The organism is Spongiactinospora sp. TRM90649, assembly GCF_029382225.1.
Taxonomy (GTDB): domain Bacteria; phylum Actinomycetota; class Actinomycetes; order Streptosporangiales; family Streptosporangiaceae; genus Spongiactinospora.
In genome coordinates, this window is the sequence record NZ_JARLTC010000031.1 from 87278 (window position 1) to 111407 (window position 24130).

Consider the following 24130-nt stretch of genomic DNA (forward strand, 5'->3'; position numbering starts at 1 on the left):
CTGTATTCCCTACATTGTAAGTAGGTATTACTCGGTGGCGGGAGGGGACATGACTCCGGACGGGCCGACATGGCCGGGCGGGAGCACTCCGCTGGAAGCCGCCGTGCTCGCCGGGCGGTGGATCCGCTCGGCCGCCGTCGATGAACCGGCGCGCATTCTGAGCGGCACCACCCGGTGGGAGTCCGCCGGGCGCGTCTGGCGTGGCAACCCCGACCCCGGCGGCCAGTCCGCGGCGGCGGGGCCCTCGCACTCGCTCTACGCGGGGTCGGCGGGCATCGTGCTGTTCTTCCTCGAACTCGCCGCGGCGACCGGCGACGGATCCTACCTCGACGACGCCGGCGCGGGCGCGCGGCACCTGGCCTCGATGGCGATGGAGCGGTCCGTCTCCGTCTCGGGCCACGACCTCACCCTCTACCACGGGCTCGCGGGCATCGCCTTCGCGCTGGCCGAGGCCGGCTGGGTGACCGGCGAGGAGCGCTTCGAGGCCGCCTCCCGCGCGGCCGTCGACCGCATCGTGCGCGGCGTGCGCTCCTTCCGCGGCGGCCCCGGCTGGACCGGCGACCCCGCGCAGAGCGGCGACGGCGGCATCGTGCTCGCGCTGCTGCACGCGGCCGGCATCCACGGGGTCTCGGCCTACGAGGAGGTCGCGATCGAGGCGGCGGCCCGGATCGCCGAACTGGTCGTGCCCGGCCACAGGTTCGGCGAGGAGGGCTGCGCCGGGCTGCCGGCCGACGCCGTCACCCCCGGCTTCCTGTCCGGCACGGCGGGCACCGCCTTCCTCATGGCCCGCCTGTACGGCGTGACCGGCCGTCCCGTCTTCCTCCAGGCCGCCCGCAGGGGCGCCGAGTTCGTCCGCGCGGTCAGCACGGTCTCCGAACGGTGCGCGCTGGTCCCGCACCACGTGCCGCACGGCCGCGCGCTGCACTACCTGGGGTTCTGCTCGGGCTCCGCCGGGGTGGCGCGGATGTTCTACGAGCTGTACCGGGTCACCGGCGACCAGGGCGACCTCGACTGGGTCGAGCGCATGGCGGGCGGAATCGTGCAGAGCGGGGCGCCGTACCGCCAGTCGCCCGGCTACTGGAACGTCTCCTGCCAGTGCTGCGGCGGCGCCGGGCTGCTCGAACTGTTCACCGGGCTGTGGACGGCGACCGGGCGCGAGGCCTACCTGGCCTTCGCCCGTGACGTCGCCGGCCACCTGATCGACCGGGCCACCGGCCACGACGGCGCGGGCTACCGCTGGTACCAGGCGTACCGGCGGCTGCGGCCCTGGGAGGTCACCGCCGACACCGGCTACATGGTGGGCGCGGCGGGCATCGGCTCGGCCCTGCTGCACCTGCACGCCGCCGAGGCGCCGGGTGAGACCGCCCGGCTGGTCCTGCTCCCGGACAACCCGTTCCCCGCCATCGCGCTGCCCGCCTCCCGCGCCTGAGCGGGTCGCCCGCGATATTGCCAATCAAACCGACTGATAAAGTAGGGTATGTGGTCCAAGGCCGGGCGAAGCCGAGACCACGATTGGTGAATCTTCATGAGCGAACCGGTAGGGGCGTCTACTGTCGGGGCCGTGTTGATCGGAGATAACGACCCGAGGGTCCACGCCATGGTCCCCGACCCGGGGCATTCGGTGGTGGCCGTCGCGCCCGAGCGCGCGGAGGCCGGATACTGGGCGGGCGCGGCCAGCGCGGTGGCCGCGGGCGGCCACGTCTACCTCGCGTACCGCCTGCGCCGGCCGATCGGCCTGGGCCGCGGCCACGCCGTGGCGCTGGCCAGGTCCGCCGACGGCGTGCGGTTCGAGACCCTGCTGACCATCTCCAGCCACGAGATGGACGCCGACTCCCTGGAGCGCCCCGCGCTCGTCGCGCTGCCCGACGGGCGCTGGCGGCTCTACCTGAGCTGCGCCACGCCGGGCACCAAGCACTGGCGCGTGGAGGTCCTGGAGGCGGACGACCCCGCCCGCTTCGACCCCAGGTGGCGCCGCGTGGTGCTGCCCGGCGACCCTAAGACGGGCGTCAAGGACCCGGTCATCGTGCGGCGCGGCGACGTGTGGCACCTGTGGGCCTCCTGCCACCCCCTGGCCGACCCCGAGCAGGCCGACCGGATGGTCTCCGACTACGCCACCAGCGCCGACGGTCTCGACTGGACCTGGCACGGCACCGCGCTGTCCGGCGTCCCCGGCACCTGGGACTCCAGAGGCGCGCGGATCACCGCGGTCACCTTCGCGGGCGACGCGGTGATCGCCAGCTACGACGGCCGCGCCTCGGCCGGGGAGAACTACGAGGAGCGCACCGGCGTGGCGACCGGCACCGACCCGGCCGCGCTGGTGCCGCTCGCCCCCCTCCCGGCGGCCGTCTCGCCGTACGGCGGGGGCGGCCTGCGCTACCTCGACGTCGTCGAGCTGCCCAGAGGCGGGCGGCGGCTCTACTACGAGTACACTCGCGCCGACGGCGCGCACGAGCTGCGCACCGAACTGCGCTGAGCGGCCCTCACCCCCCGGTGCCCGCGGTGCCGGGCTCCGCGCGACGCGGACGGCCGTTGCGGGCCTGGCGCTGGCCCTCGGGCCGGGTGCCCACCAGTCCGCCCGACCGCTCCCGGGGGAGCAGCCAGTCGCCGAAGTCCTCTCCGGTCACCTCCTGGAGCAGCGCGATGTCCCCGGCGAACAGCGGGAGCAGTGCGCTGCGCTGCTCCCACGTGAGCGGACGCCGGGGCCTGGCCCGCTGTTGCAGCCTGCCCTCCAGCGACTCAGCCAGCGAGCCGCCGAGGCGGCCGGGCAGCAGGGCCGCCCCGGCGCGCAGCGACCGTGACAGCACCCGGTGGGTGAGGGTGGCGTCGGGATGGGCCGTCACGTTCTCACGTGGCACCGTGGAGATGACGCCGGTGGGCACGCCGAGGAAGTCGCAGATCCGGTCGAGCGTCTCGGCGGGCTGGTCCACCAGGTCGCGATAGCGGAACACGTGGACCCGCTCGCGGGGGAACAATGTGTACAGGTGCCGAAGCTGCTCGCCGTACCTTCCCAGGGAGACGTAATGCCAGAACGGCGCCCAGCCCGCCGCGATCCTGCGCGGCTCCTGAGCGCAGGCCCGCACGACGTCGTCCAGCGGCTCCAGGCCCGCCGACCACAGGTGGGTCCAGTTGGAGTGGGCGCGCTCCACGGGGTCGCGCAGCACCACGATGAGTTTCGCGTCCGGTATCTCGGCGTGGATGCGCCGCTGGGCGTCGCGGTCGTAGAGGTAGAAAGGCGTCGACTCGCCCCGCAGCGCGCCCGGCGGGGCGTCGCGGAACAGGTCGAGGTAGTCCGCGCGTCGCCAGACGTGTTCGCGGTACGTCCGGGCGTCGCCCGGTCCGCCCTTGGTGGGCGGCGGGCCGTCGGTGAGGAAGAACTTGGGTTCCTTGACCGGCGACAGGTAGAGCGACGGGTGGTTTGCGAGCGCGGTGTGCAACGCCGTCGTCCCGGCCTTTGGGGCGCCGGCGACGAGGAAGTCAGGGAGGGGCATGGGCCGTCCTTGGGGAAAAAACCCTGAAAACCTACTTCTTTTACAGCAATATACTCCCTCGTGACCGCTCGGCAATGGGCTGACGGAATCCCCGCCGACGCGCGATGATGAAGCATCGGCCGCGAAGCACGCGCCCACGGAAAGGACGCCCCCCATGCAGCCTCGCGTCGGCGCCGTCCTCGTCGGGCGGGATGACGCCCTGCGCACGCTCGCGCACACGGTGGAGGAGTCGTGGGCGGGAGAGTTCCGATTCGTCGCCGTGGTCGGCGACCCTGGGGTCGGCAAGAGCCGGCTCCTCGGGGTGCTCGCCGACCTCACCAGGCGGCGCGGGCTGGCCACGCTCACCGGGCGGGCCTCGGAGTTCGAACAGGAACTGCCGCTCAGCCCGCTCATCGACGCGCTGGACGACCACCTCGAATCGCGCGCCACCGACCTCGCCGAGCGCCTGCCCGCCGCGCAGATGCATCTGCTCACCGCCGCGATCCCGGCCCTCGCCGACCTGCTGCCCGGCGCCGCCGCGCCGATGGCGGGCGACCAGAGCGGCCTTGGCCGCTACCGCCTCTACCGCGCGGTGCGACTGCTCCTGGAAGAACTGGCCGCGCCCGACGGGCTGGCACTGATCCTCGACGACGTCCACTGGGCCGACGTCACCACCATCGAACTGCTCGACCACCTGGTCCGCCATCCGCCAAGGGGCAGCGTGCTGCTCGCCGTGGGCTACCGGCCGGCGCAGGCCGTACCGCGCCTGGCCGCCGTGGCGGGCGAAGGCGTCCGTGTCGAGATCGGCCCGCTCACCCGCGAGCAGACCGAGGAACTGCTCGGCCCCGACGTCAGCCTGCCGGTGCGCCGCGCGCTGTACGAGGCCAGCGGCGGAAACCCCTTCTACCTCGACGCCCTGGCCCGGCTCAGCGGCGGCCTGGCCACCGTCGAGGACGGCAAGGCCGAGCTGCCGCCCGGCGCGGGCGCGGCCCTCGACGTCGAGCTGAGCGGCCTCTCCCCGCCCGCTAGGCAGGCCGCCCACGCCGCAGCCGTGACCGCCGACGAGTTCGAGCCCGCGCTGGTCGCGGTCGCCGCCGAGATGGCCGAGGACGAGGTCCTGGGGGCGCTGAACGAGATGGTCGCCCGCGACGTCGTCCGCCCGGCCGGGGCGGCCAGGTTCCGGTTCCGCCACCCGCTGGTGCGCAGCGCCGCCTACGCCGCCGCCGCGCCCGGCTGGCGGTACGCCGCCCACGCCCGGCTCGCCGACCACCTCCACGGGCTGGGCGCGCCCGCCACCGCGCGGGCCCACCACGTGCAGCGCTCCGGCAGCTTCGGCGACCGGCGGGCGGTCGACACCCTCGTCGAGGCCGCCCGCACCGTCGCCGCGCGGGCGCCGGTGACCGCCGCGCACTGGCTGGAGTCCGCGCTGCGGCTGCTGCCCGAGACCGCCGAGCGGCTGGAACTGCTGCTCGAACTGGCCCACGTGCAGAGCGTCAGCGGCAGGCTCGCGGAAGGCCGCGACACCGCCCGCGAACTGCTGCGCCTGCTGCCCGCCGGCGACTACGCCCGGCGGGCCCGCGCCGCGCGCCTGTGCGCGCTGATGGAGCGCCAGCTCGACCGCCCGCACGAGGCGCGGGCGCTGCTGCTCGATGAACTGCGCCAGATGCCCGACCCGCGCGCGCCCGAGGCGGTGCCGCTGCGCATGCGGCTGGTCGCCGAGAGCCTGATGCGCGTCGACTTCCGCGCCGCGCAGGCCGTGCTCGACCTGATGCCCGACGGCGCCGACGACTGGGCGCCCGGCCTGGCCACCGGCGTCGCCGCGATGCGGCCCATGCCCGCCTTCGCCGCCGGGCGCGTCACCGAGGCCATCGCCTACGTCGAGGCCGCCCAGCACCGGCTCGACGCCGCCCCCGACGAGCACCTGGCCGAATGGCTCGACGCCGTCGCCTGGCTGTGCTGGACCCAGTGGAGCATGGGCCACCACGCCGGGGCGCTGCGCCACTTCGAACGGGCCGCGTCCATCGCCCGCTCCACCGGCCAGGCGTACATCCTGACCAACCTGCTCGCCGGGCAGGCCAGAACCCTCGCGATGGTCGGCCGGCTGGCCGAGGCGCGCACCACGGCCGAGGAGTCCGTGGAAGACGCCAGGCTGCTCGGCTCCGGGCAGCAGCTCGTCTTCGCGCTCACCCAGCAGTGCCTGGCGGCCTCCTGGTCGGGTGAGGACGACGAGGCGCTGCGGGCGGGGGAGGAGGCGGTCAGCGCCGGGGTCGGCGGGGGCGAGGTCTGGGGGGCGATGGCCGGGCACGCCAGGGGGCTGGCCCTGATCAACGCGGGGCGGCCGGAGGAGGGGGCGCAGGCCGTACTGGAGGCGTGCGACCGGTTCCGCTCGCCGCGCCTCGACCGGGGCACGCTGCTGTGGTGCTGCGAGACCCTGGCGTACGCGCTGGGGGCGGCGGGCCAGGCCGACGAGGCCCAGGTCTGGGCGAAGCGGGCCGACGCCCTGGCCCGCCCGGAGCTGCCCGTCTTCGCGGGCCTGGCCCGGCTGGCGCGTGCGCACGCCCTCCGTGCGGGCGACCCGTCCACGGCGGCCCGCTCGGCTGTCGAGGCCGCCGAACTGCTCGGCGACGAACGCCGCATCGACTCCGGCCGCGCCTTGCTCACCGCGGGCCTCGCCTACGGCGAGGCGGGCGAACGCGAGACCGCCCGCGAACGCCTGCGCGAGGCCGCCGACGTCTTCACCGCCTGCGGCGCGCGCAACCTGCACGCCCAGACCCTCCGCGAACAACGCCGCCTGGGCGTCCGCGTCGGCACCACCCCCCGCGGCTCCCGCCAGGGCACCACCCTCGGCCTGTCACCGAGAGAGATGGAGATCGCCGAACTGGTCTCCCAGGGCCAGACCAACCAGCAGATCGCCGAGAAGCTCTACCTCAGCGTCCGCACGGTCGAAACCCATTTGTCGAGGGTCTTCGGCAAACTCGGCGTTTCATCACGCGTCGGCGTCGTCACCGCCCTTACCCGACGCGACGATTGACCCTTCGTTTCCATGCGAGGCGTGTCGTTTCCACACGAGACGTAACCCCCTGCGGAGCCGCGTGACCTGGATGTCAGCCCATACACCCTGGCCACGCGGCTCCCTTGCCGGCAGTTTTACGGGGGGTGACGGCCGCAGCGAGATGAAGGTAACGTGCGTTCCGGTAGCACGCCAGACCCAATCCGGTAGAGCATCCGGACATCCGCCGTAAATATTCCAGAAATGCTTTGTGGCGGGGATATCGCAGTTATGATCACCCCGTGAAGCCGATCCCCCCGCCCCCGCGGGCCAAGGGAAGCCTGGCGGCCACCCCCATCCTCAACCGGCGCCATCCCCGCGTGCTCACCCTCATCTCCGAGGTCCGCACCCTGCCCCCCGCGCCGGGCACCGGCAAGGCGACCGCCGAGCCCGGCGAACCGCGGGACGCCGGCCCGGCGAGCGGCGAGCCCGCGATCCCCACCGCCGCGCCGGGGGAGGCGCTGGACAGTGGCCCGGCGACAGACGAGGCCGTGACCAGGGTCGGGGCCGCGAGCAGGGTCGATGCCCCGACCGGCGGCGACGTCGCGGACCGGGGCACCGTGGCCGACCTGGACATCCTGGCTCTCCTGGCCACGGCCCACCGCCTCATCGCCACCCGCGTGCGCCCGGTCTACGCCATGAACGAACGGCAGCCCGTCTCCATGACGCTGGCCCTCGGCCGAGGCTCCTGCAGCCAGCGCCTGGCCCTGCTGGAGGCCGTGGCCCGCGGCCTCGGAACCCCCACCCGGGTCCGAGGGCTGCTGGTGGACGGACGCTTCTGGAATCCCCGCTTCCCACGCCTGCGGCGACTGATTCCCCGCCGCGTGGTGCTGGCGTGGCCGGAATTCCGCCTTCACGACCGCTGGGTCCCCGCCTCGGAACTCTTCGGCGACCTGCGCGACCTCCGGTCGGCGTCCCCCTTCACCAACACGGGCGGCGAGACCCTCTTCGACGCGATCGCCCGCACCGCGATCGACTGGGACGGCGTGACCTGCTCCTCCTGCGATTTGTCAGGCCATGTCCTTGCCGACCTGGGCCACTTCGCCTCCCGCGACGCCCTGTTCGACGAGCACGGGCAGACCTTGTGTCTCCCGATCCGCGTCCCGGTGGACTGCGTCATGCGCCACCGGGCGGCGTTAGTCGACACGTGACCTCGCACGTTCGGCGGGCAGGGAGGGAAGCGTGCCCTGCCGACTCCTGCACCGCTGGCTGATCATCGAGACCATCGGCCGAGTGAGAACAGAACGCTGCGCCCACTGCGGACGCACCCGGATAAGAATCAGCTGACCCGACACGGACGGAAACGGCCTTGAACGGGCCCTGGAGACGCCCGGAATCTTCCGCGCATCCCGGCGATCGTCACGGCGTGCGGGCCTCCTGCCGGGTCGGCCACGGACGTATGTACCGCAGGCGGCACCGAACGCCGGCCCTTGGTCGCGAATACTGTGACCGTTGGTCGCGCCTAGCGGCTGCGGTTGGCGGGGACTTCAAAGATGAGTCCGAGGCCGTCCTTTTCATCCCAGTCTTCGCCGACCTTGACGAAGCCGAAGCCGGCAATCGTGGCCAGGGAGGCCACATTATCGGGACTAATCGTCGCCCGTACGGTCTTGACTGCCGGTTCGGCCGCCGCCCGACGCAGCAACTCGATCAGGATGGCTCGGCCGTACCCCTGGCGACGGAAGTCGGGGACAACCGCGTAGCCGATCTCTACCATGCCCGCCTCATCGGGCGGTCCGTGAAACCCGGCATGACCGATGACGACACCTTCAGGCCCGGTCGCCACCTGCCGCACCATCCACTGCGCATGGCGGGGATCGGCGGCCATCTGGTCGAGCCGAAACCGCCACAGCCACCGTGCTTCCTCTGTCACAAAGTACTCGGTCAGAGCGACCCCAGCCGTATTGCTGGCTGCGGGCAGATCCCCATCGAGCAGAGCGGACATCGCGGCGCTCGACAACTCGACAAAGCGCACATGCTTCGTACTGGTGGGAAACGACATCTGACGATCGGCTTCATCTGTCACCGTGCGGATATTCGCAGAATGTCTGATCGACGTCCAACGAATTTCGGAGTGCTCGATCAATCGAACTCCGGCGGCGTTCCGGTGAGCCATGCGTCGAGCCTGGTGGGGTCAATCGCCGCGGCGATGAGGAGGTGCTGGAGGTGGGTCTTTGCTGTCCCGCGGTAGCGGGATCTGCACAGACCGAAGGGTTTGACGCCTTGGGTGATGGTGCCTTCCACGCCTGCCCTGTGGGCATGGCGTCGCTGCCATTCGTCGGTGCTTGGCGCTCCCGTGCCCGTCGCAGGGCTTCAAGCTCCTCGCGTGGCTCGTAGCCGTAATCATCGCGTCTGCTTTTGGCGCCTCAATGGACTTGTGCTGTAGCGACCCGGCCCGGAAGGCGCGGATGCGCTCTCTGAGCTCGAAGGCGTGGCGATCTCCTGCGAAGCGGCCACGTTCAAGTCGATGGTCTACCTCGGTCACTCTGCCAATGATGGCCACCACTCGGTATTCCGAGCCGAGGTCCAGATGCCGGACGGCACGGCCCCGTCTGCTGAGGCGCGGTGGAGCGCAGCGGCCGTCAGTTAGCGCCGGTGCGGTCGTCATAGGTTTCAGCGGACGGAAGGTCGCCGGATCGCTGGTATGAGTAAACCCTGCGTGCCTAGCCTGAAGTCGTCGAGAATCAGGGAAGGGTGGCAGGGGCTTGAATGACGGCACCAACGACTCCGGCGCGCCGGTACTCACTCTGGGGCAGCGCATCCAATACCTACGTGAACGCCGCGGGATGACCCGCGAGGTCCTGGCCGGTCTCGTCGGGAAAAGCGAGTCGTGGTTGAAAGCAGTGGAAAAGGGGCGGCTGCAGCAGAATCCCCGCCTGCCGATACTGCTACAGCTCGCGGAGGCGCTCCGTGTCCGCGACCTGTCGGAGATCACCGGCGATCAGTCCGTGCCCGTACGCATGTTCACCGGCCCGGGTCATCCCGCACTCGCCGCGGTCCGTGCGGCCGTCAACGCACTGCCGTTCCAAGCCGCCGGCGGCACCGTGCAGCCGCTCGACGTTTTGCGTGCACGGCTGGACAGGGCGTGGCGGATCCGGCACTCCTCGCCCGATCACCGGACCGCTCTCGGCGAACTGCTACCTGACCTGATCCGCGACGCTCAGCTCGCCGCGCACATGTACCGAGGCGAGACGCGGCGACGGTGCCAGGCCATGCTCGCCGAGACCTACGGGCTCACACAGATGTTCGTGGCCTACCAGCCGGCGCAGGACCTGCTATGGCGGGTCGCGGACCGGGCGCTCACGGCCGCCCAGGAGTCGGAGGATCCGCTTGCGCTGTCGTGTGGCGTGTGGTTCCTGGCTCAGGCGCACCGCGACGCGAACGACTTCGACGCCGCTCGTGACATCAACGAGCAGGGGATGCTGGCGATCCAGCCGCACATGGACGACCCCGGCACCGACCTTCTCGCGATGTGGGGCGCGCTGAATTTCGAGTTGGCGTTCACGTCGGCGCGGACCGGGGACGCGGCGGAGGCGTGGGGTTACTGGGACGAGGCGAAGCGGGTCGCCGCGCGCCTGCCCGCCGATTACTACCAGCCCTGGACGTCATTCTCTCAGATCATCATGAAGCCGCACGCGGTGACGCTCGCCGTGGAACTCCACCAAAGCGGGGAGGCCGCGCGGCAGGCCAACCGCGCCGAGTCGGTTCCGATCCCTTCGATGCCTCGGCGAGGGCGGCATCTCATCGAAGTCGCCCGCGCTCACCAGCTTCGCCACGATCAGGCCGCTGTGCTCGGCACTCTCCAACTCGCTCAGCGAACCGCGCCGGAGACGGTCCGGTACAACGGCTACGCGTGGCGGCTGGTGTGGGAGCTCGCCGAGGCCGGTCCGAATGAGTTGCGTCCGCAGGCACATGAGTTGGCGGACCGTATCGGCCTTCTGGCCTGACCGAAACAAAGGGGTACGATTTGCGCCCTCGGTGTTGCTGTGTGTTACCTATGTTCGTCGCCATGCTTCCCGAGCGGACGACCCAAGCGTCATGTGAAGCCCATGGCGCAGGACGTCATCGCCCTCGACGGCGATCTCGTCATGGTGCGGAAGGCGGAGGCCGGAGACCAGCGCGTCGGCGGCGTGACCGATCGAAAGGTCGCCGGGCTCGACGCCTTGGGCGAGTTCCCGATCGGGCATGGCCAGGTACGCGTCGCGCCGCGCCGTGGGAGACCGCCTGCGGCTACCCGGATGGCGCGAGCAGGGCGACCGCACACCATACCGATGGCGTAACCGCCGACTGCCGGTGAAGCGTGGAGATGAGCTTGCGCACAGACGTTGCGCGACAGGCTCATCGCGACGGATAGAGCGGGGCCCGCAGGCGCGCGAACGCCGGACGGACCCCTTGATCGCACAGTGGAGGTGCGACCCGTGGGAGATCTTAACCCTGCTATGCCGGAATCCGGCATTACCGATTTGGCCGATCAAGATGATGACCTACTCGCCTCGTGGGAGGTCGATGCGGGAAGGAGAGGTTCGGGTGGCGTGACCGGCTCGGCGGCCGTCGCGGCGACGGACATGCTGGCGGCGCTGGCCACTTTCCCGAACGGGCGTGGACGGGTGCGCGTCGCGCGGCTCATGCCGTCCATGTCCGGCGCGGATTACCGGTACGGCGCGACGGTGCTGACCGCGCACCGCCGTGACGCGGTGACGACGACCGTATCGGGTGACGCGTGGGACCTCGACCAGTGAGCGGGCGCGACGGCGAGGCGGGGCCGCTGCCACGCCGAACGGCACGGGCGAACGCCCCGGTCGGCGCATGCCATCCGCCCGCGCCGTCCAAGACCCTCCAGGAGGCGCGGTGGCCACACCGCCGCGCACGGGGCCCGGTGGCCCCCGTGCTCGGGCGCGGACGGGCGCTGGTGCGTGATCGTGAAGGGGCAGGTCATCGGGGGGTCCGAACTTTTCCGTCGCGTGGGCAGTCCAATGTACGTGTTTTCCACGATGCCGCCGGGGGGCGGTCTTTTGGAATCGTGGGCGCGGACGCATCGGAGGGACGGGGAGATGGAGCACCGAATCCCACGCTTCACACTCGACGGGGTACCGGGGGCGGAGATAACCGTGCACCCGTTCGCCACCGAGGACGAGCTGGGGCTGAAGCTGACCAGGTTTCGCCGGGGGGACGGCGACGGCGATGTGGTGTTGCTGCTGCACGGGCTGACGTCATCCAGTGACATCTTCATCATGCCGGAGATCAAGAACCTGGCCACCTACCTGCTCGACAACGGGTTCGGTGACGTCTGGACCCTCGACTTCAGGATGAGCAGCCACTTCCCCTATGACGTCGAGACGCGCAGGCACACGCTCGACGACATCGCGCACTACGACTACCCGCCCGCGCTCGCGGAGATCCGCCGGAAAGTGGGGGACCGGCGGATCCACGTGATCGCGCACTGCCTGGGGTCGGTGTCGTTCACGATGAGCCTGTTCGGCGGGGCGGTCGGCGACATCGCGAGCCTGGTGTGCAACAGCGTGGCGCTGACGCCGAGGGTGCACCGCTGGTCCAGGGCCAAGCTCCGCTTCGGGGCGACCATGTTCGAGTACCTGCTGGGCCTGCCGTACATCGACCCGAGGTTCTCCGACGCGCCGCCGCTCACCCGCAGGTGGCTGCTGGCTCGCGCGGTGTCGGCGCTCCACCCGGAGTGCCGCGAGCCCGCCTGTCACATGCAGAGCTTCATGTGGGGGAGCGGCAGGCCCGCGATGTACGCGCACCACAACCTGGCGCCGGAGACGCACACCCACGAACGGCTGGCCGACCTCAACGGGGCCTCGGGCGTGCACTACTACCGGCACATCGACAAGATGGTCAGGGCGGGCCGGGCGGTGAAGTGCGACGCGGCCGATCCTCGGCACGCCGAACTACCCCTCGACTACCTGGAGCGGGCCGCCGAGGTGACCACGCCGATCCTGTTCCTCACCGGCGACCGCAACCACGTGTTCACCGACTCCAACATCGTCTGCCACCGGATCCTGGAGAAGGCCGCGCCCGGCCGTCACGAGCTGGAGATCCTGCGCGGGTACGGGCACATCGACCCCATCATCGGCAAGAACGCGCACGTGGACGTGTTCCCGAGGATGGCCGCCTTCATCAAGCGTCAGGCGGGTTGAGCGATGTCGCGGTACGAGCACGTCGATGCGATCGTGGTCGGCTCCGGGTTCGGGGGCGCGGTGGCGGCCTACCGGCTCGCCGAGGCCGGGCAGTCCGTGGTCGTGCTGGAGCGGGGCCGCGCCTATGAGCCGGGCGGCTTCGCGCGCACCCCGGCCCAGATGAGCAGGGCCTTCTGGGATCCGGGCGAGGGCCTGTACGGCATGTTCGACGTGTGGGGGTTCCGCGGCTTCGACTCGGTCGTCGCCAGCGGGCTCGGCGGCGGCTCGCTGATCTACGCCAACGTGCTGCTGCGCAAGGACGAGGAGTGGTTCGTCAAGGACGAGCCGCTTCCCGGCGGCGGGTACGAGAACTGGCCGCTCACCCGCGCCGACCTCGACCCGCACTACGACGCCGTGGAGAAGATGATCGGCGTCTCGCCGTACCCGCTGCGCCATCCGGCGTTCACGGTCGCGGAGAAGACCCGCGCGATGCAGGACGCCTCCGCCGAACTGGGCCTGGACTGGCGGCTCGCGCCGCTGGGCGTGAGCTTCGCGCCCGCGCCCGGCGCGGAGCCGGGGATCGGGCTGCCCATCCGGCCCGGCCCCTACCCGAGTCTGCACAAGACGACGATGCGCAGGACCTGCCGGCTGTGCGGCGAGTGCGACATCGGCTGCAACGACGGCGCGAAGAACACCCTGGACCACAACTATCTGGCCGCCGCCGCCCACCACGGCGCCGACCTGCGCGTGCTGCACGAGGTGCGGGCGATCCGGCCGAGGCCGGGCGGCGGGTACGAGGTGGACTACCTCGTCCACTCACCCGACACCGACGATCCGGACCGCGCGCCGCGCCGTACCCGCCCGGTCACCACGATGACCTGCGACCGGCTGGTGCTGGGCGCCGGCACGTACGGCACCGCGCTGTTGCTGCTGCGCGCCCGCGCCGACCTCCCCGGCCTCAGCGACGCCATCGGCACCCGCTTCTGCGGCAACGGCGACCTGCTCACGTTCCTGCTGCGGGCCACCGACCGCGGCCGGATCCGGCCCCTGGACGCCAGCAGGGGCCCCGTCATCACCAGCGCCATCCGCCTGCCCGACGACCTGGACGGCGTGCCCGGCTCCGGCCGCGGCGCCTACATCGAGGACGGCGGCTACCCGGGCTTCGTGGACTGGATGCTCGAGGAGGCCGACCTGTCCGACGTCATCGCGCGGGCGGCCAGGTTCCTCTACGAGCGTTTCCTGGCCTTCTTCGACCAGGCCCCCGACACCAACCTGTCGGCGGAACTCTCGGAGCTGGTCGGTTCCGGCGCGCTGTCGGTCAGCTCGCTGCCCCTGCTCGGCATGGGCCGCGACGTCCCCGACGGTGTCCTGCACCTCGACGGCGGGCGGCTCGACGCCACGTGGACCACCGCCACCAGCGAGGCGTACTTCGAAAGGGTCCGCAAGACCATGCAGCGGATCGCCGACGTGCTCGGAGCCGAGTACGCCGACAATCCGGTCTGGTTCCGTAAGCGGATCGTCACCGTTCACCCGGTCGGCGGCGCCCCGATGGGCCGCCACCCCGGCGAAGGGGTCTGTGACTCCTATGGAGAGGTATTCGGCTTTCCCGGGCTTTACATCGCCGACGGAGCGGCGATGCCGGGCCCGGTGGGCACCAACCCGTCCCTCACGATCGCCGCGATGGCCGATCGCATGTGCACACGCCTGCTGGAAGGGCTGGAAGGGACGGCCACGAGCACGCCGCCAGGGGGAGGACCGGTGAGCGCCGGCATGGCGGCAGGGGGTGGGAACGGCGCGGCGTGCGATCTGACCGGCACCGCCGGCGGTGCGGGCCAGGCGAACCGTGAGGATCGCACGTCGCTGTCGTTCACCGAGGACATGAAGGGCTTCTACCGTGAGGGCGTGCGCAACCCCGGCGTGCCGGGCGACCGCTTCGCCTTCCGGCTCACGATCACCATCGACGACGTGGACGCCTTCCTGGACGACCAGGAGCATCTGGCCGAGGCAGAGGGATGGATAGACGCCGCCGCTTGCGGGGGCCGGCGTCTGGTCGAGCGGGGCTGGTTCAACCTGTTCGCGCCCGGTGGCGCGCCGGACCGGCGGCTGATGCGCTACCGGCTGTACTTCACCGACGACAGGGACCGGCCCCGCACCCTCATCGGCTGGAAGAACGTGTTCCACGGCCCGCCGACCGACATCTGGCCGGCGACCACGACGCTGTACTTCCGGCTGCTGGAAGGTCACGTCGCCGATGGTCTCGACGACTCCGCGACGATCGCCGGCGCGGGGACGCTCCACATCGAGCTGGGCGACTTCATCCGCCAGCTCACGTCGTTCCGGACCGAGGGGCCCGGCGGCGCGGCCGCTCTCGACCGCTTCGCCAGGTTCTTCGCGGGCAACCTCTGGGACGTGTACGGACCCGGCTGACGGGGGGATGCCGGGAAGTCCGGGAGTGGAGTTCACCAGGTACCGGGGGCCGATGTATCGGCCCCCGGTTTCCCGGTACGTTCGCACCGGACGAAACCCACCCAGGGAGGCGCAATGGCGATCTTGACGGCACTGCTCGCGTACGTCACCCTCGTGATGGCAGGCGCGATGACGGGGGTCTTCTACGCCTTCTCGGTGTCCGTGATGCGCGGGCTCGACGACATCGACGCGCGGGAGGCGGCGAGGGCGATGCGCAGCGTCAACCGCAGGATCCTCAACCCGCTCTTCCTGAGCACGTTCGTGGGCACGCCGATCGTCGCGGTGGTGACGGGCGTGCTGCTGCTGGGGCTCGGCCGTACCGACCCCGCCGTCGCCTTCTTCGTGGCCGCCGGGATCTACGCGGCCGGCGCGTTCCTGCCGACGGTGGCGATCAACGTGCCGATGAACGAGGCGCTGGCCAGGGCGGAGGTCCCCGGCGAGGCCGAGGCCGCCGCCGCCCTGTGGGCGGGCTACTCCCCGCGCTGGACCCGCTGGAACACGTTGCGGGCCGTGGCGTGCGCGCTCAGCCTGCTGGCGGCCGGGGTGGGCCTGTACCTGTGGGGCGCGGCGGTCGGCTAGCGTTCTTCCCGGGGGAGGGGGCGATTTGGGCGGTCTGCCGGGGGGCTTGTCACGGCCGCGGGCGTTCTGGCTGGTGCTCGGGCGTTCCCCGCGCCTGTTGTTCCCGCCGTGGGCGGGGCCGCTGTTCCGGGCCGTCGAGGGCGCCATCGCGGCGTCGGCCGTCGCCGCGGCCGCCGCCGTCCTGTGGTTCCGGTCGCCGGTCACCGCAGGCGAGCTGGCCTGCGCGGCGCTCGTCGGTTCGCTGGCGGGGCTGGCCTTCGCGCTGGCCCACCGGCCCCCCGAGCACCTGCATCCGCTCGGGCCCGAGCACGCCGAGCTGTACGCGCTGGTGCGCGAGGTCGCGGCGGAGGTGGGGGTGCGCGCCCCGCGCCGTGTCCTGGCGACGGCCGAGGCCGACGCCAAGGCCGTCCGTACGGGGCCGCTGCGCGGCGAGCTGTGGATCGGCCTGCCGTACCTCACCGAGATGAGCCCGGTGGAGCTGCGCTCCATGGTGGCGCGCGAGCTGGCGCTGCTGCGCGAGCGCCGCTCCCGGCTGGCCGACGCCGTGTACACCCTGTGGGTGACCCACCCTGGTCCGCCCGCCCGCGCGTCGGCCCTGGCGCTCGCGCTCCTGGAACGTGCCGACGCCGCGTGCGCCAGGGTCGTGGGCCGCGAGACGGCGGCGCTGACGCTGGTGCGCGCCCAGGTGCTGACCAACACGTTCCTGTGGTTCACCGACCGGTACGGCACGCCCGCCGCCACCGCCCTGGACGGCTTCCCCCTCGACCTGTACGCGGGCTGGCGCTGGAAGATCCGCAACGACTTCCTGGCCGAGCGCGGCTGGCTCCGGATGCGCGCCCGCATCGCCGCCGATCAGGTCGGCGCGGCCCGGCTGCGCGCCCTGGGCCTCGACCTGTCCGCGCTGCCCGGACCGCCCGCGCCCGGCGAGCGGGGCCTGCCGGGCCTGCGCGACGGCCTGCCGGGCTCCGTCGAGGCCAGGTTCGCCCGCCACCACCTGCGCTGGTGGCTGTCGGCGGGCCGGGACCTGGCCAACGCCGGGTCGCTGCGCGGCGTCCCGGAACGGGTGTGGGACGCGCATCTGGACGGCCGCCTCGGCGAGGTCCGGACGCTGCTCGGGATGCCGGGCGACGCGCCCCCACGCCGGGTGGCCGAGACCGTCGCCGCCGGGTGGGCGGCCGGGCAGGCGCCGTGCGAGTACCAGTGCCCGCACGCCGCCCCGGCCGTGTGCGCGCTGGTCCCGGCGATCCACCGGATCCTGCGCGACGCCGGCTACGCCTACGAGGACCCGCTGCGCCAGCGGGTCCTGGTGGGCTGGGACGGCGCGCGGGCCGATGTCGTCTTCGTGGCGGAGGCGATCGCCAGGGGCGAGCCGGTGGCGGCGCTGCTGCCGGTCGAGGCGGGCAGGCCGGACGTATCGTGACCTCATGGCAAACGCACTGGTAGTGGAGGTCGCCGGGCGGCAGGTGCGGATCACCAGCCCGGACAAGATCGTGTTCCCCGGCCCCGGCCACACCAAGCTCGACCTCGTCCGCTACTACCTCGACGTCGCCGAGGGCGCACTGCGCGGCGTGGACGGCCGGCCGATGATCCTCAAGCGGTTCGTGCGCGGCATCGGGGCCGAGGCGTTCTTCCAGAAGCGCGCCCCGGACAAGCGCCCGGACTGGATCGAGGTCGCCGGGCTGCGCTACCCGTCCGGCCGTACCGCCGACGAGGTCGTGGTGCGCGACGCCGCCCAGCTCGCCTGGATCGTCAACCTGGGGTGCGTGGACCTCAACCCGCACCCGGTACGGGCCGGCGACCTCGACCACCCGGACGAGCTGCGGATCGACCTTGACCCCGTCCCCGGGGTGGAGTGGCCGCAGATCGTGGACGTCGCGCTGGTCGCCAAGGAGGTGCTTGAGGACTTCGGGCTGACCGCCTGGCCCAAGACCTCCGGCTCGCGGGGCTTCCACGTCTACGCCCGGGTCGAGCCGCGCTGGACCTTCCCGCAGGTCCGCCAGGCGGCGGAGGCCGTCGCCCGCGAGGTGGAGAACCGCGCCCCCGGCCTGGCCACCAGCCGCTGGTGGAAGGAGGAGCGCCACGGCGTCTTCGTGGACTACAACCAGAACGCCCGCGACCGCACCGTGGCCTCCGCCTACTCCGTGCGCCCCACCCCCGACGCGCGGGTCTCCACCCCGCTCGCCTGGGACGAGGTCCGCGAACGCAGGCCCGAGGAGTTCACGCTGGCCACCGTCCCGGCGAGGGTCGCCGAGATCGGCGACCCGTGGGCGGGCATCGGCGGCACGGCCGGGTCGCTCGCCGCGCTGCTGGACTTCGCCGAGTCGCTGCCGCCGCACCCGTCGCAGAAGGGCGAGATCCCGGTCATCGAGATCGCCAGGGCCCGCACCAGGGACGAGGCGATGGCCGGATTCGAACGCTGGAAGGCCCGCCATCCGGAGGTGGCGGCCCGGCTGCGCCCGGCCGACGTACTGGTGGACGGCATGCGCGGCCGTAGCTCCGTCTGGTACCGGATCCGCGTCAACCTGACCGACGTCCCCGAGCCCGAGCGGCCCGGCCAGGAGCCGCTGGAGGTCGACTACGACCCCTGGGCCCGCCAGCGCGAGGGCGACGGGTAGTATCCACCGTCATGACCCCAGACGGGATCGTCAGGCAGGTGTCATCCAAGGTCGTGTACGCGAACGCCTGGATGAGCGTGCGGGAGGACGGCGTCGAGCGTCCCGACGGATCCCGTGGCATCTACGGCGTGGTGGACAAACCCGACTTCGCACTGGTCATCCCGATGGACGATGACGGATTCCACCTGGTGGAGGAATACCGCTATCCCGTGGGGCGGCGCGAGTGGGGCTTCCCGCAGGGCACCGTGGCCGGAGCCGGGCCCGAGGCGATGGCGGCGACCGAGCTGGCCGAGGAGACCGGGCTGCGGGCCGAGAAGCTGCTCCTGCTCGGCGTCCTGGACAACGCCCACGGCACGCTGGCCCAGCGCTTCCACGTCTATCTGGCCACCGGCCTGACCCCGGGCCCGCCGCGACGTGAGCGCGAGGAGCAGGACATGATCCAGCGCCACGTCAAGCGTGCCCGTTTCGAGGAGATGGTCCGCGGCGGCGAGATCCGCGACGGGTGCTCGGTGGCCGCGTACGCGCTGCTGTCGCTGCACGAGAGGGCCGCCGGGTGAGTTCGCCCGGCGGTGGGTAATAGGAGCCAGACATCCCCATCCGCGACCCAGGGAGTTGTCGACATGGTGCACGAACGCGCGGGTGAACCGGCCGCGCCGGCCGATCTCGTGGACGTGGCCCGGCTGGTGACGGCCTACTACGCGCGCCACCCCGATCCCGGGGCGCCCGGGCAGCGCGTGGCGTTCGGCACGTCGGGGCATCGCGGCTCCTCCCTCGCCACCGCCTTCAACGAGGACCACATCCTGGCCACCAGCCAGGCCATCTGCGAATACCGGGCGAGCCAGGGCGTCGAGGGCCCGCTGTTCCTGGGCATCGACAGCCACGCCCTGTCCGAGCCCGCCCGCGTGTCGGCGGTGGAGGTCTTCGCGGCGAACGGCGTGCGCGTGCTGATGGACGCCAGGGACGGCTACACGCCGACGCCCGCCGTCTCCCACGCCATCCTCACGCACAACCGCGGCCTCGGCGACGGCGGCCCCGGCAGGGCCGACGGCGTCGTGGTCACCCCCTCGCACAACCCGCCCTCCGACGGCGGCTTCAAGTACAACCCGCCGAGCGGCGGCCCCGCCGGGTCCGAGGCCACCTCCTGGATCCAGGACCGCGCCAACGCGCTGATCGCGGGCGGGCTGAAGGAGGTCCGCCGGATCCCCTACGAGCGGGCCCTCGCCGCCGACACGACCGGCCGCTACGACTTCCTGGCCGCCTACGTGGACGACCTGCCGTCCGTGCTCGACCTCGACGCGATCAGGGGAGCCGGGGTGCGCGTCGGGGCCGACCCGCTGGGCGGGGCGAGCGTGGAGTACTGGGGCGAGATCGCCGACCGGCACCGGCTCGACCTCACCGTGGTCAACCCCGACGTCGATCCCACCTGGCGGTTCATGACGCTCGACTGGGACGGCAAGATCCGGATGGACTGCAGCTCGCCGTACGCGATGGCCTCGCTGATCGCGAACCGCGACGCCTACCAGATCTCCACCGGCAACGACGCCGACGCCGACCGGCACGGCATCGTCACCCCCGATGGCGGGCTGATGAACCCCAACCACTACCTGGCCGTCGCGATCTCCTACCTCTACCGCAACCGCCCCGGCTGGCCCGGCGCGGCGGGCGTGGGCAAGACGCTGGTGAGCAGCGGCATGATCGACCGGGTGGCCGGCGACCTCGGGCGGCGCCTGGTCGAGGTCCCCGTCGGGTTCAAGTGGTTCGTCCCCGGGCTGCTCGACGGCTCCCTGGGCTTCGGCGGCGAGGAGAGCGCCGGGGCCTCGTTCCTGCGCAGGGACGGCTCGGTGTGGACCACCGACAAGGACGGCCTCACGCTGGCCCTGCTGGCCGCCGAGATCACCGCCGTCACCGGACGCACCCCGAGCGAGCTGTACGGCGAGCTGACCGCCCGGTTCGGCGACCCGGCCTATGCCCGCATCGACGCCCCCGCCACCCGCGAGGAGAAGGCCAGGCTCGGCGCGCTCTCGGCCGACGACGTGACCGCGACCACCCTCGCGGGCGAGCCGGTCACCGACGTGCTCACCGCGGCGCCCGGCAACGGCGCCTCCATCGGCGGGGTCAAGGTGGTCACCGGCAGCGCCTGGTTCGCCGCCCGGCCCTCCGGCACCGAGGACGTCTACAAGATCTACGCCGAGTCCTTCAAGGGACCCGAGCACCTGGCGCGGGTGCAGGAGGAGGCGCGCGCGCTCGTCACCACGACGCTGGGCGGCTGATCTTCCGGGTACACCGGCGTTATGGGCGGATACGGTAAGCCAGATATGGTGAGTTCGTGGCACAGGTACCACTCAACGTACGTGAACTAGCCGTGGGTCAGCTCGCCGAGCGTACCGGCGTGGCCGTGTCCACGCTGCACTTCTACGAGGCCAAAGGGCTGATCGAGAGCCGTCGCACGGCGGGCAACCAGCGCCGCTACTCCCGCGACACCCTGCGCCGGGTGTCGTTCATCCGGCTGTCGCAGCGGGTCGGCATCCCGCTCACCGAGATCAAGGACGCGCTCGACCAGTTGCCCGCCGGCCGGACGCCGACCAGGGAAGACTGGGCGAAACTGTCGGAGACCTGGCGGGCCGAGCTGGACGGCCGGATCGAGCGGCTGCTGCAACTGCGCGACGACCTCACCGACTGCATCGGCTGCGGCTGCCTGTCGCTCGACCGCTGCCTGCTGGCCAACCCGCACGACCGCCTCGGCGACGAGGGACCGGGCCCGCGCCGCCTGCTGTCCGCGAAGCCCGCCCGCTCGCCGCAGGTGTGCCAGGCCACGGCCGCCTGCGCCGGCGAGGCGTCGTGACGGCACCGCGCGAACGGACGATCGGCGGACGCGCCTCATGAGACTCGGAGTCCTCGACATCGGCTCCAACACCGTGCACCTGCTCGTCGTGGACGCGCACCGAGGCGCCAAACCGCTGCCCGCCTTCTCCCACAAGCTCGAACTCCGCCTGGCCGAGCACCTGGAGAAGGGCGGACGGCTCTCGCAGAGCGGGGCCGACCGCCTCGGCGACTTCGTCGAGGAGGCCCGCCAGGTCGCCGAGGACAAGGGGGTCGAGGACTTCATGGCCTTCGCGACCTCCGCGGTCCGCGAGGCGGTGAACGGCGAGGAGGTCCTCGCGGCGATCAAGGATCGCACCGGGGTCTCGGTCCAGGTGCTGACCGGCGAGGACGAGGCCCGCCTGACCTTCCTCGCGGTGCGCCGCTGGTTCGGATGGTCCTCGGGGCGGCTGCTCGTCTTCGACATCGGCGGCGGCTCGCTGGAGATCGCCTCGGGCATCGACGAGGAGCCCGACGTGGCGGTCTCGCTGCCGCTGGGGGCCGGGCGGCTGACGCGCGACTGGCTGCCGGCCGACCCGCCGTCCTCGGATGAGATCCGCAAGCTGCGCAAGCACGTGCGCGCGGAGATCGCCCGATCGGTGGGCGACGTGATCAGGTACGGCGGGCCCGACCGCGCGGTGGCCACGTCCAAGACGTTCCGCCAGCTCGCCAGGATCGCCGGGGCCGCCGACTCCGGCGAGGGCCTCTACGCCAGGCGCGCGCTGCCGCGCGCGGCCCTGCCCGAGCTGGCCGGACGGCTGGGCGAGATGCCCGCCGCCGAACGCGCCCGGCTGCCCGGTGTGTCGGAGGGGCGAGCCCCGCAACTCGCCGCGGGGGCGATCGTCGCCGACGCCGTGCTGGACCTGTTCGAGCTCGCCGAGCTCGACGTCTGCCCGTGGGCGTTGCGCGAGGGCGTGATCCTGCGACGGCTCGACGTGATGCCCTGAGCCATCGACGGCCCCGGTCAGGCGTCGCTGCCGCGGTTGGCCCGCACGAGGCGCATCACCACCCCGGCGACGACGGCGATCACGCCGATGATGAGGGCCCACTTCAGCAGTGTGCCGAGAAGTCCGATCACCCAGCCCAGCAGAATGAAACCGACGATGACCACCGCTATGCCCAGCAAAATTCGTCCCATGGATCCCACGGTAGGCGGCTTGCCCGATCTGTGCGGGCGTCGCGGGCCGAAGTCAGGGACAAGTCAGGGTAACCCTGGGGCGGCGGGTGACGGCGTGAACTCCGGGTGCGGGGTAGGGGAGGGGCGTGCGCATCTACCTGGGGACCTCCGGCTGGCAGTACGCCGACTGGCGCGGCGTGCTGTACCCGGTGGACCTGCCCCAGCGGCTCTGGCTGGAGAGATACGCCGAGTCGTTCGACACCGTGGAGAACAACAACGCGTTCTACCGCCTCCCCGAGGAGCACACCTTCGCCGCCTGGCGCGAGCGCACTCCCGAGGGGTTCGTGATGGCCGTCAAGGCCAGCCGGTACCTGACCCACGTCAAGCGGCTCAAGGAGCCGCGCGAGCCGGTGGAACGCCTGATGCGCGCCGCCTCGGGCCTCGGTGACCGGCTCGGCCCCGTCCTGCTCCAGCTCCCGCCCACGCTGCGCCGCGACACCGCCCTCCTCGCCGAGTGCCTGGAGTGCTTCCCGCCTAGCGTGCGGGTGGCGGTCGAGCCGCGCCACGAGTCGTGGTGGGAGGAGGAGCACGCCGAACGGGTCCGCGACGCCCTCGCCGCGCATGGCGCCGCCCTGTGCTGGGCCGACCGTGCCAGCCGCCCGATCATCCCGCTGTGGCGCACCGCGCCCTGGGGCTATCTGCGCCTGCACGAGGGGGCCGCGAACCCATGGCCGTCGTACGGCGACGCGGCCCTCGCCGCATGGGTCCGGCGACTGGGTGAGACGTGGAACGATGAGGCCATCGTCTACGTCTACTTCAACAACGACCCCGGCGGCGCCGCCGTCCGAGACGCGAACCGTTTTGCGCGCCTTGCCCGGAGAGAGGGACACATCCTCGGATGACCGGGCACAGGCAGGGGTATGGATGAGGTGGACTTTGCCATGCGGGCCGCGTGAGCTGGGATTATACGTATCGAGCGGGGGGTGCCTGGTTAGGTGCTTGTAACACTCAATAATGTGTTTGTGCCGTGTAATGGTGGCTAAAACGGGCAACATCGTCGTTCGAGCGGGCGAGGGAGGGTGTCGACGATGATGTGGCAATTGGTGGGGATAGCCATCTCGTTGGCCCTGGTGCTGGCGCTGATCCCGGTCGCCATGGTGATCATCTCCGTGATCACCCTGGCGGTACTCGGCCTGCTCGCCAAGACCACCGGCGGCCTGGAGAACCCTGGCCTCCTCCGCCCCAAACGCTTCGGCCGCTCCCCCCGGACCCTTGCCCCCGCCTCGCACCCGGCCACGTCCGAGGAGTCCTCGACCGACGACGGCCGCCTGCGCTTCCCCGTCCTCCAGAGCGCCCCGTCCATCCACCTCGACCACGAGTCCCTCCGCTCCCTCCGCATCCCGCAGGAAGCGCATGCCGCCCCGTCGGCGGCCACCCGCACCGACGAGCCGACGGCGACAGTGAAGCCCGCGTCCACCCCCGAGGTCGCAGCCGCGGAAACGACGGCGGATTCCGCCATGCCGTCCATACCCGTCGGCTCATCTGAAACCAGGACGGCGGGGGCCCCGCAGCCCGTGGCAGCGTCCGCTTCACCGCACCCTGCCTCCCTCCCCGCAGGCACCGAGGGCGACATGGATCGCGAGGCGGAAGAGGCGGTGGGATCTGCCGCCGCATCGGAGCTCACAGGTGAGTCCAGCCGGGAGGCCGTGCAGGCCGCCCCTGCTGCTGGGTCGATCGCCCGTGGGGGTGTTTCGGCTCAGGAGGCGCGACCGGGTGATTCTCCGGATATGACGGATACCGTGGTGTTCGCGCCGATTGTGCTCAGTGACGCGCGTGACGATGTCCCC

The 24130-nt window shown here is 71.9% G+C and carries 20 protein-coding genes and 1 pseudogene; 17 read left to right on the forward strand and 4 right to left on the reverse strand.

Translation table 11 applies throughout. From position 1 onward, the window contains the following. Window positions 1-49: 49 nt before the first annotated feature. Together P3X83_RS31315 and P3X83_RS31320 are read left to right on the forward strand one after the other, a co-directional pair. The gene (locus P3X83_RS31315; RefSeq protein ID WP_277308897.1) at window positions 50-1429 is read left to right on the forward strand and encodes a lanthionine synthetase LanC family protein; all 1380 of its coding nucleotides are present in this window, start codon (window positions 50-52) and stop codon (window positions 1427-1429) included. 132 nt (window positions 1430-1561) lie between these two features. Beyond that, the gene (locus P3X83_RS31320) at window positions 1562-2473 is read left to right on the forward strand and encodes a hypothetical protein (protein WP_277308898.1); all 912 of its coding nucleotides are present in this window, start codon (window positions 1562-1564) and stop codon (window positions 2471-2473) included. A 7-nt stretch (window positions 2474-2480) separates the two neighbouring features. Here the strand turns inward: P3X83_RS31320 and P3X83_RS31325 are convergent, their stop codons facing one another. Continuing rightward, window positions 2481-3488, reverse strand: coding sequence for a sulfotransferase (locus P3X83_RS31325; protein ID WP_277308899.1), 1008 nt, complete (start codon window positions 3486-3488; stop codon window positions 2481-2483). A gap of 154 nt (window positions 3489-3642) precedes the next feature. On the opposite strand from P3X83_RS31325, the gene P3X83_RS31330 reads away from it, so the two are divergent. Then, window positions 3643-6498, forward strand: coding sequence for a LuxR family transcriptional regulator (locus P3X83_RS31330; RefSeq protein WP_277308900.1), 2856 nt, complete (start codon window positions 3643-3645; stop codon window positions 6496-6498). Window positions 6499-6758: 260 nt separating this feature from the next. Beyond that, window positions 6759-7667 carry a transglutaminase domain-containing protein gene (locus P3X83_RS31335; RefSeq protein ID WP_277308901.1) on the forward strand — a complete coding sequence of 303 codons (909 nt, stop codon included), beginning with the start codon at window positions 6759-6761 and terminating at the stop codon, window positions 7665-7667. Window positions 7668-7978: 311 nt separating this feature from the next. Here the strand turns inward: P3X83_RS31335 and P3X83_RS31340 are convergent, their stop codons facing one another. Next, entirely contained in the window at window positions 7979-8599 is a 621-nt protein-coding gene (locus tag P3X83_RS31340; RefSeq protein WP_277308902.1) for a GNAT family protein, read from the reverse strand. A gap of 26 nt (window positions 8600-8625) precedes the next feature. After that, a pseudogene (locus tag P3X83_RS31345) lies at window positions 8626-8787 on the reverse strand (transposase); the annotation flags it as partial. 431 nt (window positions 8788-9218) lie between these two features. Between P3X83_RS31345 and P3X83_RS31350 the strand changes: the two are divergent. The 12 genes from P3X83_RS31350 to P3X83_RS31405 all read left to right on the forward strand — a co-directional run bounded on the left by P3X83_RS31350 (window position 9219) and on the right by P3X83_RS31405 (window position 22113). Next, window positions 9219-10460: a helix-turn-helix transcriptional regulator gene (locus P3X83_RS31350; protein ID WP_277308903.1), complete on the forward strand. Its 1242-nt coding sequence runs from the start codon at window positions 9219-9221 to the stop codon at window positions 10458-10460. 102 nt (window positions 10461-10562) lie between these two features. Beyond that, a complete protein-coding gene (locus tag P3X83_RS31355; protein ID WP_277308904.1) occupies window positions 10563-10793 on the forward strand; it encodes a hypothetical protein in 231 nt (76 codons plus the stop codon). A 159-nt stretch (window positions 10794-10952) separates the two neighbouring features. Further along, entirely contained in the window at window positions 10953-11252 is a 300-nt protein-coding gene (locus tag P3X83_RS31360; protein ID WP_277308905.1) for a hypothetical protein, read from the forward strand. Window positions 11253-11564: 312 nt separating this feature from the next. Then, window positions 11565-12668: an alpha/beta fold hydrolase gene (locus P3X83_RS31365; protein ID WP_277308906.1), complete on the forward strand. Its 1104-nt coding sequence runs from the start codon at window positions 11565-11567 to the stop codon at window positions 12666-12668. 3 nt (window positions 12669-12671) lie between these two features. Then, the gene (locus tag P3X83_RS31370) at window positions 12672-15074 is read left to right on the forward strand and encodes a GMC family oxidoreductase (protein ID WP_277308907.1); all 2403 of its coding nucleotides are present in this window, start codon (window positions 12672-12674) and stop codon (window positions 15072-15074) included. A gap of 114 nt (window positions 15075-15188) precedes the next feature. Then, the gene (locus tag P3X83_RS31375) at window positions 15189-15692 is read left to right on the forward strand and encodes an anthrone oxygenase family protein (protein WP_277308908.1); all 504 of its coding nucleotides are present in this window, start codon (window positions 15189-15191) and stop codon (window positions 15690-15692) included. 46 nt (window positions 15693-15738) lie between these two features. Continuing rightward, window positions 15739-17112 (forward strand): hypothetical protein, encoded by a 1374-nt coding sequence (locus P3X83_RS31380; protein WP_277308909.1) that lies wholly within the window; start codon window positions 15739-15741, stop codon window positions 17110-17112. 4 nt (window positions 17113-17116) lie between these two features. After that, window positions 17117-18307 (forward strand): non-homologous end-joining DNA ligase, encoded by a 1191-nt coding sequence (ligD, locus tag P3X83_RS31385; protein WP_277308910.1) that lies wholly within the window; start codon window positions 17117-17119, stop codon window positions 18305-18307. 11 nt (window positions 18308-18318) lie between these two features. After that, complete coding sequence (locus tag P3X83_RS31390; protein WP_277308911.1) at window positions 18319-18864, forward strand: NUDIX hydrolase; 546 nt, start codon at window positions 18319-18321, stop codon at window positions 18862-18864. 63 nt (window positions 18865-18927) lie between these two features. After that, window positions 18928-20577, forward strand: a complete 1650-nt coding sequence (gene pgm, locus P3X83_RS31395; RefSeq protein WP_277308912.1) for a phosphoglucomutase (alpha-D-glucose-1,6-bisphosphate-dependent) — start codon at window positions 18928-18930, stop codon at window positions 20575-20577. Between the two features lie 56 nt (window positions 20578-20633). Then, the gene (gene soxR, locus P3X83_RS31400) at window positions 20634-21149 is read left to right on the forward strand and encodes a redox-sensitive transcriptional activator SoxR (RefSeq protein ID WP_277308913.1); all 516 of its coding nucleotides are present in this window, start codon (window positions 20634-20636) and stop codon (window positions 21147-21149) included. Between the two features lie 37 nt (window positions 21150-21186). Continuing rightward, the gene (locus tag P3X83_RS31405; protein WP_277308914.1) at window positions 21187-22113 is read left to right on the forward strand and encodes a Ppx/GppA phosphatase family protein; all 927 of its coding nucleotides are present in this window, start codon (window positions 21187-21189) and stop codon (window positions 22111-22113) included. Between the two features lie 17 nt (window positions 22114-22130). Here P3X83_RS31405 and P3X83_RS31410 read toward each other — a convergent pair whose 3' ends face one another. After that, entirely contained in the window at window positions 22131-22304 is a 174-nt protein-coding gene (locus P3X83_RS31410) for a hypothetical protein (protein WP_277308915.1), read from the reverse strand. Between the two features lie 125 nt (window positions 22305-22429). Between P3X83_RS31410 and P3X83_RS31415 the strand changes: the two genes are divergently transcribed. Then, window positions 22430-23185: a DUF72 domain-containing protein gene (locus tag P3X83_RS31415; protein ID WP_277308916.1), complete on the forward strand. Its 756-nt coding sequence runs from the start codon at window positions 22430-22432 to the stop codon at window positions 23183-23185. Window positions 23186-24130: the final 945 nt, after the last annotated feature.